This is a genomic window from Lentzea sp. DG1S-22, assembly GCF_036321065.1.
GTDB lineage: Bacteria > Actinomycetota > Actinomycetes > Mycobacteriales > Pseudonocardiaceae > Lentzea > Lentzea jiangxiensis.
In genome coordinates this window covers 1,558,758-1,571,906 of the sequence record NZ_CP143276.1, presented here as the reverse complement: position 1 = coordinate 1,571,906, position 13,149 = coordinate 1,558,758, and the positions used below count along the sequence as shown (strand labels likewise).

Here is a 13,149-nt window from a genome sequence, read left to right as displayed (position 1 = left end):
AGGATTGCGGCCGATGGATCTGATCAAGCTGCCCCTCAAGCACCAGTCGTGGCTGGTCGCCGCCGTGTGCATGGTCGTGGACGGCGGCTTCGTGCTGCTCGGCTGCGAACCGGTCCCGTTGATGCTCCTGGTGCTCGCGATGACCCTGGCCGTGGACGCGATGCTCGCCGGTCCCGCCCGGTTGTCGGGGTGGGTGGCGCTGGCGCAGGCGGTCGTTCCCGTGGTCGTGCTCGTCTTCGTGGACCGGGGGCTCGACGCCAACGAGGCGGGCCTGCTGATCGCCGGCTACCGCGCGGGGGCGTGGCTGCGCGGCACACCGGCGTGGGCGTCGCTGGGTGTGCTCTCGGCCGGTCTGATGGCCTGCACGTTCGCCACGGACCACGGCGTGCTGACCGCGGTGCTCGTCGCGGGCAAGGGCGCGGTGCTGCCGTGGCTCGTCGGCCGTTACACCACGGCCCGCCGCGCGTACCTCGCCGAGTTGGAGAAGCGGTCGGCGATGGCGGAGAAGGACGCGAAAGCCGCCGTCACCAAGGCGATCACCGAGGAACGCGGTGCGATAGCCCGCGACCTGCACGACGTGATCATCCACCACGTCAGCGCGATCGGCCTGCACGCGGGCGCCGCCCGGCTCGGCCTGCCGGAGGGCAACCCGCGGCTGACGAACTCGCTGCTGGCGGTCGAGACGTCCAGCCGCGCGGCGATGGTGGACCTGCGGCACCTGCTCGACCTGCTGCACGGCGACAAGTCCGAGGGCGCGCGGCAACCGGGGCTCGACAACCTCGACGAACTGCTCGACGGCGTCCGCGCGGCGGGCACCCCGGCCCGGCTCGAGGTGCGCGGGCACCGCCGCGACGTGCCGGAGTCCGTGGACGTCACGGTCTACCGGATCATCCAGGAGATGCTGACGAACGCCCTGCGCCACGGCGACGCGTCCGGCGTGACGGTGACGCTGGCGTACGAGCCGGACTCGCTCACCGTCTCGGCGGAGAACACGGCGGGCCGCGGCGACGACTCGGGCTCGGTGCGCCGCGGCCTCGTCGGCATCCGCAACCGCGCGGCCATGTTCGCGGGCACCACCCGGTCCGGTCTGGAACCGGACGGCAGGACCTGGCGCACCGTCGTCACGTTCCCCCTGGAGGCCTCATGTCCCTGACGGTGCTGCTGGCCGACGACCACGCGATGCTGCGCTCCGGCATGCGCGCGATCTTCGACACGCAGCCCGACCTGGAGTGCGTGGCGGAGGTGGGTGACGGCCGCGCCGCCGTGGCCGAGGTCGCGCGGCTGCGCCCGGACGTGGCCGTGATCGACATCCGCATGCCGAAGCTGGACGGCCTGGGCGCCACCGAGATGATCCTGGCCGACCCGGCGAACCGCACGAAGGTCCTGCTGCTCACCACCTACGACACCGACGAGTACGTCTACCGAGCGCTCAAGGCGGGTGCCAGCGGATTCCTGCTGAAGTCGTTGCCGCCCGAGGAGCTGATCTCCGCCGTCCGCGTGGCGGCCCGCGGCGACGCGCTGATCGACCCGTCCGTGACGCAGCGCCTGATCGCCCGGTTCGCCGTCAGCCTGGCGCCCGCGCCGACGCCACCGGAGCTCGACCTGCTGACCGCGCGCGAACGGGAGGTGCTGCAGCTGGTAGCGGCGGCCTACAGCAACGCCGAGATCGCCGCGCTGCTGCACGTCGGAGACGAGACCGTGAAGACGCACGTCTCGCGGGTGCTCGCGAAGCTGGGGTTGCGGGACCGAGTGCACGCCGTGGCGTACGCGCACGTCAACGGGCTGGTGCCGACCCGCCGCTGAAGCGAGGTTCAGCTCTCCCAGATGATGGGCGTCTTGAGGTAGGCGTCGCCGCGGTTGTACTCGGCGGCGGTCACCTTCGAGCCGTCGGGCGCGGCGCTCAGCACGCAGGTCTCGTAGGACGCACCGGCCGTGCTGAACGTCTTCGGCGCGCTCTGGGAGTCGCAGTTCGGCGTGTCGCCGGAGATGATCACGCCGGTGCCCTTGCCGTCGGCGCCGAGGCCGCGCAGCGAGACCGAGGTGTAGCTCAGGTCGCTGCCGCTCAGGTTCTCGACCTTGACCCGCAGGTAGAACGGCGTGATGTTCTTGGCCTTGTCACCGAACTTCGCGAGGTCCTCCTTCGGTGCGGCCTCGATCGCGCTGACGGTGATCGCGATCGTGCCGGTCTTGCCGGCGGAGTCGTACGGGACGACGGCGCGGGCGCCGACCTTGAGCTTCGAGCCGGGGGCTGTGACGTCGCCGCCGGCGGGGACGTCCGGGGCCTGCGAGGACTTCGTGGTGCTCTTCTGGGTGCTGGTCGCGGCCGTGGAGGTCGTCGTGTCGGGGGCGGGTACCGCCTGGCCGCCCGTTTCGGAGCCGCAGGCCGACAGGAGCAGGCCCGCCGTCGCGACGGCGGCGGTGAGCAGGGGACCTCGGGCGTGCGTCACTGCGGGACTCCTCGGACTGCGGAACCTGGGTTGCCCTGGAGGCTAGGCCGGATGTAGGAGTGGCGGTATCGGTCGTTCGCACCACACGCCGCTCAGAGGTCGTCGAGACCGATCAGCCCGTCCTGGATGGCCCGCGCCACCAGCGCCGCCTTGGTGGGCGCCTGCCGGCCGATCGCCGCGTACTTCACCCTGATCCGCTCCAGGTGGGAGTTCACCGTGCTGAGCGTGATGTTGAGGCGTTGCGCCACGAACTCCTTCGACTCCGACTGGAACCACTCGACGAGCACCTCGGTCTCGCGCGGTGACAGCGCGGGCCTGGTCTCCGACCTGTCCCCCGCCAGCGCACCCGCGAGCGCCGGCGGAGTGTAGGACTGCCCCTTCGCCGCCGCCTTGACCGCCCCGACGAGGTGGTCGGCGCCCTCGGCCTTGGTCAGGTAGCTGAGCGCGCCCAGCTCCAGGCACTGCAGCACTATCTCGTCGTCGGCGCGCATCGAGTAGACGACGACCTTGCGACCGTCCTCGACGAGCTTGCGCAGTGCGGACGTGGCGGGTGCGACGCCGCCGAGGTGCAGGTCGAGGACGACGACGTCGGCCGTGGCACCGGGGCCGGTCCACGCCACCCCGGGGTCCTCGCCGCTCGCCACGAGCTCGACGTCCTCCGTGGACAGCCAGTGCGCGACCCCCGCGCGCACGACGGGGTGGTCGTCGACCACGACCGCCGTCACGTGGTCCGCCATCGCGCCTCGCTCCTCACCAGTCCGCTGTGGACACTCGTCTCGACGGTGACCCGCACGGGTTCCCCACCGGTCTCCGGCACCTCCTGGGGTGCGTCGGCCACCACGGCCACCCGCACCTCGGTGGCCGTCCGCAGCACGCTCACCTTCGCACGTCCGCTCGCCACGGCCAGCGCCCGGGCCATCGGCGCGACCAGTTCGCGGCGCACCTCCGTCGGCACCGGGGTGGCGGTGCCGCTGACGGCGAGCGAGACGACGACACCGCGTCGTTCGGCGACGTCCACACAGGCTGTCAGCTCGTGCAGCAACGGGTCGGGCACGTCGTCGTTCTCCGCGAACAACCTGCGCAGCTGCACCGCCGCCACCGAGCACCGCAGGCGCGTCGCCCGGTCGGTGACGCTGACCTCCTCGTCGGCGAGGTCCGCGAGCAACGGCAGCAGCGCGCCCAGCTGCCCCTCGAACCCGGCCCTGAGGTCCTGTTCGCGTTGGAGGGCCAGGGCTTCGCGGGTGCGGGCGGCGTCGTGCTCGGCCGCGGCGTCGGCGGCGAGCCGGGCGTCGCGCAGGAGCACGCGCGTGATGACCAGGACACCGAGCTGGAAGCTCGTGCCGCTGAGGATGACCACCCCGGCCGTGCCGACGTCGCCGTTGCCGGTGTGCGCGAACCACGCGACGCTGAAGCAGACGTGCGCGCCGAGCGCCGAGACGAGCACCACGGGCCGTTCGACCAGCACGAGGAGCAGGTACCAGCCCACGAGCCCGAACGCCCAGTCCGCCGGCTCGAACGACGCCGCGGGCGGGAGACCGGTCGTGGCCAGCACCGACGCGGACAGGACCACCGCGCCCAGCCACAGCGGGACCTTCGCGCGGGCCGCTCCCACGTAGCCGGCGACGACTCCCAGCACGCCGGTGAGCAGGCCGTACGCGATCCACGCGGCGGGGCCGTGCGGGTGGCCGACGAGCGGCGGGAGGGTGAGGACCAGTTGGATGGCGAAGACGACGACCAGCAGGACGCGCCGGGTGGTGGCGAAGACGGCGAGGTCAGTCATCGGCGGGCCACTCCAGCCGCGCCGTCGTGCCGCCGCCCGGCTCGGACTCGACCGCGGCGGTGCCGCCCACCGCCTCCATCCGCCCGACGACCGACCCGCGCAGCCCGCGACGGTGACCGGGCACCTCGCCGGGGTCGAACCCCCGGCCGTCGTCGGAGATCACGACGACCGCTCCGCTCCCGGCCCGCTCCACGGTCAGCCGGGCGCTCGAAGTGCCCGCGTGGCGTTCGACGTTGGTCAGCAGCTCGCGCGCGGCCCGCACGAACGCCAGCGCGACCCCGGCGGGCACCGGCGCGACCCCGGCCTCCACCCGCACGTCGAGCGCGCTGTCCCGCGCCACCGCCGTGAGCGCGGCGCCGAGGTCGGCGGTGCCCTGCGCGTGGCCGCGTTCGGCCAGCACCACGAGGTCGCGGCGAGCCTGGGCGGCCACCACCCGCGGATCACCGCCGTGCGCGGCCATCAGGAACGTCGCCGCGGCCGTGTCGTGCAGCAGGGCCAGGTACTCGCGTTCGCGGCGGCCTCGGTCCAGCGCGACGGCCGCCGCCCGGTTCTGCTCGGCCGCCCGCTCCCGCAGCACGTCGACCCGGCGGCTCGACCTGCGCAGCAGCTCGTAGGCCACCCGCGCGAGCACCGACTCCAGCACCGCCCGCACCAGCACGCCCGGCCCCGTCGTCACCACCTGCACGGCGAGCAGGGCCGCCGTCGCCGGCACCGCGACCTTCGGCGGCCACTGCCACTGCCACGTGATCAGCGTCGTGGTGAGGACGGTCAGCACCCACTGGTCGCCCTCCGCGCCCAGCAGCAACGACAGCACCACGACCCGCAGGAACGCCACCGGCAGTGCCACGCGCGGCAGGTGGAAGTCCGCGACCGCGCTCAGGACGACCACCGCGAACAGCGACCACCCCAGCGGCGAGTGGAGCGAGACCGCGCCGAAGAGGCTGATCAGGACGACGCCCGCGCCGCGCACGGGACCCGCGAGGCGGGACACCGTCGCAAGCAGTCTCGCCTCCAGCAGCACGTCCCGCATTCTGCGTCAGGTGGGGGCGAGCCGCCCGGCCGCCCCCGGTGAGTCGGCCGCATATCGTCCGCGTATCGAAAAACGCGTACGACCCCGCAACACGCCATCGGCTTCAGTGGACTCCCCGAGCGAGAACTGGAGTGCACGTGCTCAACACCTGGCAGGAGTGGGTCGGTACGGAGACCGGGGTGGTGCTGTCCACGGCGCTGGCGCTACCGGTGGCCGCTCTGGCGGTCCCACTCCTGGCTCTGCTGCGGCGGTCCGGAGGCGCCGAGCGGCCGTGGCGGACCTCGTTGGCCGACGTCGGTCTCATCTACGGAACGCTGCCGTGGGTGTGGCTGCTCCTGCTCCCCGGCGAGAACGCGGGCAGTCCCGGCAAGCTGAGCCTGGTGCCGCTGAACGACCTGCTCGACCTGGCTGCCAAGGGTGAGAAGTTCCAGATCATCGGCAACATGCTGGTGTTCGCCGCACTCGGGTTCTTCGGCCCGCTGCGGTTCGCCGCGCTGCGGTCGGTGTGGCGGGTGCTGGTGCTCGCGGCGGGCTGCTCCGCGTTCCTGGAGATCACGCAGTTCGCCGCCAGGCTCGACCGGGTGTCCTCTGTGGACGACGTGCTGCTCAACGCCGCCGGCGCCGCCCTGGCCGCGGCGCTGTCCTGGCCGTGGTGGCGCGCGAAGACCCCGGGCACGCCGCAGCGGCCCCGCCTCACGGCCGTCGGATGAGGATGTGCGGGCGATCCGCGGTGCCTAGGCTGGCCGCATGCGCGTGCTGATCGTGGAGGACGAGCCGCACCTGGCCGAGGCCGTCCGGGACGGGCTGCGGCGGGAGGCGATCGCCGCGGACGTCGCCGGGGACGGGGACACGGCCCTGGAGCTGCTGTCCGTCCACTCCTACGACCTGGCGGTGCTCGACCGCGACATCCCGGGGCCGTCCGGGGACGAGGTGGCGCGGTGGATCGTGGCCTCGGGCAGCGGGATGCCGATCCTCATGCTCACGGCGGCCGACCGGATCGACGACAAGGCGTCCGGGTTCGGCCTGGGCGCCGACGACTACCTCACCAAGCCGTTCGAGCTGCGGGAGCTCGTGCTGCGGCTCAGGGCGCTGCACCGCAGGCGCGCCCACGCGCGGCCCCCGGTGGCCGAGATCGCCGGTCTGCGGCTCGACCCGTTCCGGCGGGAGGTGTTCCGCGACGGGCGGTACGTCGCGCTCACCCGCAAGCAGTTCGCGGTCCTGGAGGTCCTCGTCGGCGCGCAGGGCGGGGTGGTCAGCGCCGAGGAGCTGCTGGAGCGGGCCTGGGACGAGAACGCCGACCCGTTCACCAACGCCGTCCGCATCACCGTCTCGGCCCTGCGCAAGCGGCTCGGCGAACCGTGGCTCATCGCGACCGTGCCGGGCGTCGGGTACCGCATCGATGCCTAGGACCCCGGGGCTCAGCGCCCGGCTGAAGTTCACGCTCAGCTACGCGGGCATCGTCATCGTGTCCGGCGCCGTGCTGCTGGCCGTGGCGTGGTGGTACCTGCTGCGGTACGTGCCGGACAACGACCAGGGGCTGCTCGGCATCAGCCCGAACCGCTACCTGCTCTCGCGCATCTTCGGCAGGGCCGCGGCCTGGGCGATGCTGTTCCTGGTGACGTTCGGCCTCGTCGGGGGGTGGCTGCTGGCCGGGCGCATGCTCGCACCGCTCACCCAGATCACCGACGCGGCGCGCAGGGCCGCCGGGGGGTCGCTGTCGCACCGGATCCGGTTGCCGGGCAAGTCCGACGAGTTCCGCGAGCTCGCCGACGTCTTCGACACGATGCTGGAGAAGCTCGAGTCGCACGTCGGCGAGCAACGCAGGTTCGCCGCCAACGCCTCCCACGAGCTGCGCACCCCGCTCGCGATCTCGCAGTCGCTGCTCGACCTCGCCCGCCAGGACCCGTCGAAGGTCGACGCCGAGCTCCTCGACCGCCTCCACGCGGCGAGCCGGCGGGCGATCGACCTGACCGAGGCCCTGCTGCTGCTCAGCCGTGGCGAACGAGGCGGCTTCCCCCGCGAGCCCGTCGACCTCTCCCTGGTCGCCGAGGAGGTCGCGGAGACGCTGCTGCCGTTCGCCGAACGACGACGGGTCTCCCTCGACGTCACGGGAGGCACGGCTCGGACCACCGGCTCGGCGGAGCTCCTGCAGCGCGTCGTCACGAACCTGGTGCAGAACGCGATCGTGCACAACCTGCCGTCCGGCGGCACCGTCACCGTCCACACCGAACAGCAGCACCGGGCGTGCGTGCTGCGGGTGGAGAACACGGGCCGGCACCTGCCCGCGGACGTCGTGCAGACGCTCGTCGAACCCTTCCAGCGCGGCGGCGAACGCATCCGCGCCGACGACCACGCCGGGGTCGGGCTCGGGCTGGCCATCGTGCACAGCGTCGTCCGCGCCCACGACGGCGCGCTGGACGTCGTCGCCCGCCCCGAGGGCGGGCTGCGCGTCACGATCCGGCTGCCCGCCTGACCGACCACTCCCGCAGCCGCGGCTGGACCTCGCCGAAGAACGCCGTCTTGGCGCGGGTGTAGTCGTCGTAGTCGGAGGCGCCCGCGTGCTCGTCGGCGAGCCTGCGCTTGACCTGCTCGTAGCGCCGCATCTCCTCCGGGTGCGCGCGCAGCCAGTCGCGGAAGTCGGCGACGAACCGCGCGAACGGCGACGGTGCGGCGGACGTGCAGGATCGCGCTCCCGGCCGGGACGTGGAAGAGACGCTTCTCGTACGCGTCCGGCTCGGCCTGGTCGCCCGGCCGCACGGCGTCCCGGTGCACACCGGGGGAGTCGGGCCGCGAGCCGTGCGCCGGGACGAACGGCGTCGGCGCCAGGGCATCGGCGAGCTCGGCGAGCGGGGGCAGGCCGGGCATCCGCACCTGGAGGTCCACGATCGGCTTCGCGCCGAGACCGGGCACTGCCGTCGACCCGATGTGCTCGTAGACGAACCGCTCCGAGTCCGGGAGGGACGCGAGCGCCGTCCGCACCTCGGTCAGGAGACGCTCCGCGCGAACGGGCCAGGCGGGGTCGTAGGCGGAGATGACAGCGGCGGGCATGCCGTCACCTCAGGACCGCCGCCGGGTCCACGAAGGGCGCGGCGCGCCACCGCGGTCACGCGCACGACCGCCAGCCACACCGCGCACCCGACGGCCGTGCACGCCACCCACACGATCGCCGCCGGCACCTCGGGCTGCAGGGGCGGGAACACCGCGTAGTGCGTCAGGTAGATCGCGAGCGACGCGCTCGCCAGCAGGCTCAGCGGGTTCAGCAGGCTACGCGGCACCGGCAGGCGGGCCAGCGACAGGAGCAGGACCACACCGGAGATCACGACGATCTCGCGGGACAGCTCCTCCATGCGGCCGGGAACCATGACGACCAGGACCACCACGACGAGGCACTTCTGCCACAACGCGGGCGAGCGTTGCGCCAGCCATCCGAGTGCGATGAACCACGCCGCACCGAACGTGGTCATGTTGCGGACGAAGAAGTCGCCGTCGACGGTGAACCTGAGCACGAGTCCCGAAGCCAGCAGCACCAGGGCGAAGGGGTACGCGTGGCGTTGTTCCCACCGTCGCACGGCAGGTATCGCGAACACCAGGGCGCACAGCGCAAGCACGTGCACGACGACTTCGACGAACCAGTACCCGGCGGCGCCCACGCGGGTGAAGTTGTTGACGAGCAGCACGTTGTCCAGCGTCACGTCGTCGGTGACCGCCATCCGGTAGACGAGCCACAGCGACGTCGGGACGGCGATGAACGCCGTGGCGCGCAGGATCCGCAGCGGGTGGGCGGGCAGCAGGAACCGGGCGATGTTCCAGCCCGCCACCACCAGCAGCAGGTGGGCGCCGCCGAGGAGCTTGAACAGGCCGACGTGCGAGCCGACGACGAGCAGGATCGACAGCGCGCGCAGCACGATCGTGGTGTCGATCATCGGGATGCGGGGGTGGGTGGCGCGGAGCTGTTCGAGCCGCGACACCGGCATCGACGGCCACGACGCCGGCAGATCGCCCAGCAGGCGTTGCAGCTGGACGGTCATCTGCACATAGCGCAACGAGTCGCCGCCCAACGACGTGAATGTCCCCTCGTCGGGCACTGAACGCACGCCCAGGACCGAGGAGAACACTTCCCGCACGGAGGTCCACTCGAGTTCGGGCGGTGACGCGACGGCCCGGTAGTCGACCTTTCCGCTGGGCAGCAGGGGGATCGCGGTCACGGGGTGCGCACGGACAGCGGTCGCGGGCAGGCCGGTGAGGGCGCGGACCAGGCGTGCCGCGCGATCGGCGTCGCCCAGCACGGCCAGGACCAGGCCGTCGTCGTCTCCGGTGCAGGCGACGCGGAGGCCGTCGTCGGCGAGTGACCGCTCGACCCGGTCGAGGTCGACCCGCAGGCCGAACGGCTTGACGAACCTGCTCCTGCGGCCGGTCACCGAGAACACCCCGCCCGACTCGGTCCCGAGGTCACCGGTCCGCAGCTCGAACGTGGTGCGGCCGCGGGCCAGGTCGGCGGGCGAGTCCGCGTAGCCGAGCATGACGTTGGGGCCGCTGTAGACGAGTTCGCCGTCGTCGATCCGCAGGGCTCCACCGGGGACCGGCACGCCGATCGCGGCCGGGTGTGCGGCGGCGAGCTCCGGTGGCAGGTAGGCCATGCGCGCGGTCGCCTCGGTCTGGCCGTACATCACGTAGAACCGCCAGCCCCGCTCGGAGCCCAGCGAGGCGTAGCGGACGACGTCGGCCGGGGCGAGCCGGCCACCGGCCTGCGTGACGTACCGCAGGCTCGGCAGGTCGAGGTCGGCGAAGCCGATGCCGTCGAGCAGCCCGAAGGTGTGCGGTACCCCGTGCAGGCTGGTCACGCCGTGTTCCCGCACCAGGTCCCAGAACTCCGGCTCGATCACCGACCGGCTCGTGAGCACCAGCCCGGCGCCGCGCGCCAGGTTGCTGTTCACGACCGACAGCCCGTAGCAGTAGTGCAGCGGCAGCGACGTGATGGCGCGGTCGGTGGGCCGGACGTCCAGGTACTCGGCGATCGACGCGGCGTTCGCGGCGAGGTTGTCCGCGCTCAGGCGCACGAGTTTCGGCGACCCGGTCGTCCCGGACGTCGACAGCAGCAGCGCCAGGTCGGGGTGCAGCTCATGGACCGTGCCGGTGCGCCTTTCGGTCCAGGCGCCCGAGATCACGACGTCCGGGTCGTACGTGGCGGTGAGAGCGGGGACCTGGGCGGCGGAGGCGAGCACGACGGGGTGCCCGCCCCGCAGCGCCGCCAGGTAGACCACGAGCGACTCGACGTCGTTCTCCGCGGCCAGCAGCACCAGCCGCCGGGTCGTGCCGAGCCGTTCGGCGGCGGCCGCCACCCGCCGGTCCAGCTCGCGGTAGCTGAGAGAACCGGTCTCCGCCACGAGCGCGAGCCGGTCGCCGTGGGCGGCGAGGTGGTGTGCGAAACCGAGGTCCGCCGTGGCCGTCATGGCGTGTTCCCGAAGAACAACGCCGGTCCGTTCACCGACACCGAGACGGAGTCGCCTGCCCGCACCGCGATCTCGCCCTGCACCCGCGATCGCACAGCGGTGCCGTCGGCGAGGCGCAGGAGCACTGTGGCGTCGTGACCGTGGAACAACACGTCGTCCACAGTGGACGGTACCCCGTGCGACCCGAGGACCAGCTGTTCCGGGCGCAGCAGCACGGTGCCCCGGCCTTCCCCGGACGTCGGCACCGGCCCGAGCGGGGTGTCCACGTGACCGGAGCTCGCGACACCGGGGAACGTCACGGCCTCGCCCACGAACAGCGCGACCCCGAGGTCGGCGGGTGAGGAGTAGATCGTCTGCGGCCGTCCGAGCTGGGCCACCGCGCCGTCGCGCAGCACCGCGACGAGGTCGGCCATGCCCAGCGCCTCTTCCTGGTCGTGCGTCACGAGCAGAGCCGTCGCACCGGCTGCCTTCAGGGTCGCGCGCACATCCGCGCGCAGTTCCTCACGCAGACCGGCGTCCAACGCCGAGAACGGCTCGTCGAGCAGCACGACGCCGGGCCGTGGCGCGAGAGCACGCGCGAGCGCGACGCGTTGCGCCTGTCCACCGGAGAGTTCGGAGGGCATCCGGTTCCCGAACCCGCTCAACCCGACGAGGTCGAGCAGTTCCTCGACCCGTGCGGCCCGCTCACCGCGACGCAACCCGAACCCGACGTTCCCCGCGGCGCTCAGGTGCGGGAACAACGCGCCTTCCTGGGGCACGATCCCGATGCCGCGGCGCTCCGGCGGCACGCCGGCGTCCAGCCGCCGCTCCCCCAGCCACACCTCACCCGAGGAGATCGGGTGGAAGCCGGCGAGCACGCGCAGCAGCGTCGTCTTGCCGCACCCGGACGGCCCGAGCACGGCGAGCAGACCGCCTTCCCGGACCTCGAGGTCGACCTCGCGCAGCACCGGGTCACCGCCGTAGCCCGCGACCAGCCGCTTCACCGTCAAGCCGCTCACCGCTCACCTCCCAGGAACCTGTCGAGCACGAGGGCGGGAATCGCCGCCACCACCAGCAGCACCGCCGCGTACGGCGCCGCCGCGGCGTACGCGGCGACCTCGGTGCGCGTCCACAGCTCCGTCGCCAGGGTGTCCACGCCGGTCGGGCGCAGCAGCAACGTCGCCGGCAGCTCCTTGGCACAGGTCAGGAACACCAGGGCGGTGCCAGCCAGCACCCCTGGCGCGGCCAGCGGCACGGTCACCCGCAGCCCCGTCCGCCAGCGCCCGTGGCCGAGCGAGCGCGAGACGTCCTCGAGGACCGGCGGCGCATGCGCGACACCGGTGCGCACGGCTCCCACGGCCAACGGCAGGAACAGCACCGCGTAGGCGAACGCGAGCATCGGCACCGTCTGGTAGAGCGCCGGCGCGAACCGGATCCCGAAGAACACCAGCGCCAGTCCGACGGTGATGCCGGGCAACGCGTGTCCCGCGAACCCGGCCAGTTCGACCCCTCGCACGAGCCGCCCGCGGTGCCGCGCGGCCAGGATCCCGACCGGCAGCGCGAACAGCAGCGTCAGCAGAGCGCCGAACGCCGAGACCGCGATGGTGTTCCCGGTCGTCGTCACCACGTCGGCGACGGAGAACGTCGACGTTCCCGCCGCCAGCCACCACACCAGGCTGGCCACCGGCACGCCGAGCGTCAGCAGCACCAGCACGACGGACCCGGCCAGGGCGGGCACGCGGGCCCGTCCCAGAGGCGCGGTCGAGGGGCTGCGGCGGCCTCGATGCGCGACCACGCCGCGCACTCGTCGTTCGCCCACGGTCAGCGCGATCGCGAGCACCACCAGGACCAGGCCGAGGATCGCCGCGGGCGTGCGGTCGAACGTCGCCCGGTAGCTGGTGTAGATGCCGAGCGTGAACGCCTCGTACCGCATCAGCGACACCGCGCCGAAGTCGCTCAGCACGTACAGCGCGACCAGCAACCCGCCGGCGAGGGCCGCCGGCCGGACCTGCCGTGCCGTCACGGAGAAGAACACCTGTGCGCTCGTGCGGCCCAGCGACCGCGCGACCTCCTCCACGGCGGGGTCGGCGGTGCGCAACGCGGCGGCCACCGGCAGCAGCACGTACGGGTACGACACCAGCGTCAGCACGACGAACGCCCCGCCGAACCCGGTGAGGCCCGGCGCCACGGAGATCCAGGTGAACCCGCCGACGTAGGACGGCACCGCCAGCGGCAACACCAGCAGCACCCCGAACGCCCGCCGTCCTGGCAGGTCCGACCGGGCCACGAGCCACGCGCCGAGCACACCCAGGACGAGGCACGCGACCGTCACCGCCACGGCGAGCGACAGGCTGCGCAGTGCGAGCTCGGCGGTCCGGGTCCTCGCGAGAACGTCCCACACGACCCCTCCGCCGCGTTCGAACGAACGCACGGCCAGGTACGCCAGCGGCAGCACGGCCACCG

Annotated in this window: 13 protein-coding genes and 1 pseudogene; 5 read left to right on the top strand and 9 right to left on the bottom strand. The window is 73.0% G+C overall.

Annotated elements, in window-relative coordinates; all coding sequences use genetic code 11:
• Positions 1-13 precede the first annotated feature (13 nt).
• Both V1227_RS06735 and V1227_RS06730 read left to right on the top strand, forming a co-directional pair.
• The gene (locus V1227_RS06735; protein ID WP_329791617.1) at positions 14-1,153 is read left to right on the top strand and encodes a sensor histidine kinase; all 1,140 of its coding nucleotides are present in this window, start codon (positions 14-16) and stop codon (positions 1,151-1,153) included.
• Positions 1,144-1,803 (top strand): response regulator transcription factor, encoded by a 660-nt coding sequence (locus V1227_RS06730; protein ID WP_329791616.1) that lies wholly within the window; start codon positions 1,144-1,146, stop codon positions 1,801-1,803. Before V1227_RS06735 ends, V1227_RS06730 begins: the two co-directional genes overlap by 10 nt.
• Positions 1,804-1,811: 8 nt before the next feature.
• On the opposite strand, the gene V1227_RS06725 is transcribed toward V1227_RS06730, so the two are convergent.
• The 4 genes from V1227_RS06725 to V1227_RS06710 all read right to left on the bottom strand — a co-directional run bounded on the left by V1227_RS06725 (position 1,812) and on the right by V1227_RS06710 (position 5,257).
• Positions 1,812-2,447, bottom strand: coding sequence for a hypothetical protein (locus V1227_RS06725; RefSeq protein WP_329791615.1), 636 nt, complete (start codon positions 2,445-2,447; stop codon positions 1,812-1,814).
• 92 nt (positions 2,448-2,539) lie between these two features.
• The gene (locus V1227_RS06720; RefSeq protein WP_090102993.1) at positions 2,540-3,184 is read right to left on the bottom strand and encodes a response regulator transcription factor; all 645 of its coding nucleotides are present in this window, start codon (positions 3,182-3,184) and stop codon (positions 2,540-2,542) included.
• The gene (locus tag V1227_RS06715) at positions 3,169-4,227 is read right to left on the bottom strand and encodes a hypothetical protein (protein WP_329791613.1); all 1,059 of its coding nucleotides are present in this window, start codon (positions 4,225-4,227) and stop codon (positions 3,169-3,171) included. The genes V1227_RS06720 and V1227_RS06715 overlap by 16 nt, the downstream gene beginning before the upstream one ends.
• On the bottom strand, positions 4,220-5,257 hold the full coding sequence (locus V1227_RS06710; RefSeq protein WP_329791612.1) for a sensor histidine kinase: 1,038 nt from the start codon (positions 5,255-5,257) through the stop codon (positions 4,220-4,222). The genes V1227_RS06715 and V1227_RS06710 overlap by 8 nt, the downstream gene beginning before the upstream one ends.
• Positions 5,258-5,394: 137 nt before the next feature.
• Between V1227_RS06710 and V1227_RS06705 the strand changes: the two genes are divergently transcribed.
• From V1227_RS06705 to V1227_RS06695, 3 genes are read left to right on the top strand one after another with little or no spacing between them, the layout of a single operon-like run.
• Positions 5,395-5,967 (top strand): VanZ family protein, encoded by a 573-nt coding sequence (locus tag V1227_RS06705; RefSeq protein ID WP_329791611.1) that lies wholly within the window; start codon positions 5,395-5,397, stop codon positions 5,965-5,967.
• A gap of 37 nt (positions 5,968-6,004) precedes the next feature.
• Positions 6,005-6,664 (top strand): response regulator transcription factor, encoded by a 660-nt coding sequence (locus tag V1227_RS06700; protein ID WP_329791610.1) that lies wholly within the window; start codon positions 6,005-6,007, stop codon positions 6,662-6,664.
• Positions 6,657-7,730, top strand: a complete 1,074-nt coding sequence (locus V1227_RS06695) for a sensor histidine kinase (RefSeq protein WP_329791609.1) — start codon at positions 6,657-6,659, stop codon at positions 7,728-7,730. The genes V1227_RS06700 and V1227_RS06695 overlap by 8 nt, the downstream gene beginning before the upstream one ends.
• Here V1227_RS06695 and V1227_RS40570 read toward each other — a convergent pair.
• The 5 genes and pseudogenes from V1227_RS40570 to V1227_RS06670 form a co-directional block, all read right to left on the bottom strand.
• On the bottom strand, positions 7,708-8,088 hold the full coding sequence (locus V1227_RS40570) for a GrpB family protein (RefSeq protein WP_442916466.1): 381 nt from the start codon (positions 8,086-8,088) through the stop codon (positions 7,708-7,710). The two genes, V1227_RS06695 and V1227_RS40570, sit on opposite strands and share 23 nt — an antisense overlap.
• A pseudogene (locus V1227_RS06685) lies at positions 7,982-8,305 on the bottom strand (GrpB family protein); the annotation flags it as partial. The pseudogene V1227_RS06685 and the gene V1227_RS40570, both read right to left, overlap by 107 nt.
• On the bottom strand, positions 8,242-10,707 hold the full coding sequence (locus tag V1227_RS06680; protein WP_329791605.1) for a non-ribosomal peptide synthetase: 2,466 nt from the start codon (positions 10,705-10,707) through the stop codon (positions 8,242-8,244). The pseudogene V1227_RS06685 and the gene V1227_RS06680, both read right to left, overlap by 64 nt.
• Positions 10,704-11,705, bottom strand: coding sequence for an ABC transporter ATP-binding protein (locus tag V1227_RS06675; RefSeq protein WP_329791604.1), 1,002 nt, complete (start codon positions 11,703-11,705; stop codon positions 10,704-10,706). The genes V1227_RS06680 and V1227_RS06675 overlap by 4 nt, the downstream gene beginning before the upstream one ends.
• Positions 11,702-13,147: an ABC transporter permease gene (locus tag V1227_RS06670; protein ID WP_329791603.1), complete on the bottom strand. Its 1,446-nt coding sequence runs from the start codon at positions 13,145-13,147 to the stop codon at positions 11,702-11,704. The genes V1227_RS06675 and V1227_RS06670 overlap by 4 nt, the downstream gene beginning before the upstream one ends.
• Between the last annotated feature and the right edge of the window lie 2 nt (positions 13,148-13,149).

Bases quoted from the DNA above. Each gene is read 5' to 3' on its own strand.
- V1227_RS40570 (WP_442916466.1), bottom strand. From the start codon at position 8,088: ATGCCCTGGCGCCGACGCCGTTCGTCCCGGCGCACGGCTCGCGGCCCG.
- V1227_RS06680 (WP_329791605.1), bottom strand. From the start codon at position 10,707: ATGACGGCCACGGCGGACCTCGGTTTCGCACACCACCTCGCCGCCCAC.
- V1227_RS06700 (WP_329791610.1), top strand. From the start codon at position 6,005: ATGCGCGTGCTGATCGTGGAGGACGAGCCGCACCTGGCCGAGGCCGTC.
- V1227_RS06710 (WP_329791612.1), bottom strand. From the start codon at position 5,257: ATGCGGGACGTGCTGCTGGAGGCGAGACTGCTTGCGACGGTGTCCCGC.
- V1227_RS06735 (WP_329791617.1), top strand. From the start codon at position 14: ATGGATCTGATCAAGCTGCCCCTCAAGCACCAGTCGTGGCTGGTCGCC.
- V1227_RS06715 (WP_329791613.1), bottom strand. From the start codon at position 4,227: ATGACTGACCTCGCCGTCTTCGCCACCACCCGGCGCGTCCTGCTGGTC.
- V1227_RS06730 (WP_329791616.1), top strand. From the start codon at position 1,144: ATGTCCCTGACGGTGCTGCTGGCCGACGACCACGCGATGCTGCGCTCC.
- V1227_RS06720 (WP_090102993.1), bottom strand. From the start codon at position 3,184: ATGGCGGACCACGTGACGGCGGTCGTGGTCGACGACCACCCCGTCGTG.
- V1227_RS06695 (WP_329791609.1), top strand. From the start codon at position 6,657: ATGCCTAGGACCCCGGGGCTCAGCGCCCGGCTGAAGTTCACGCTCAGC.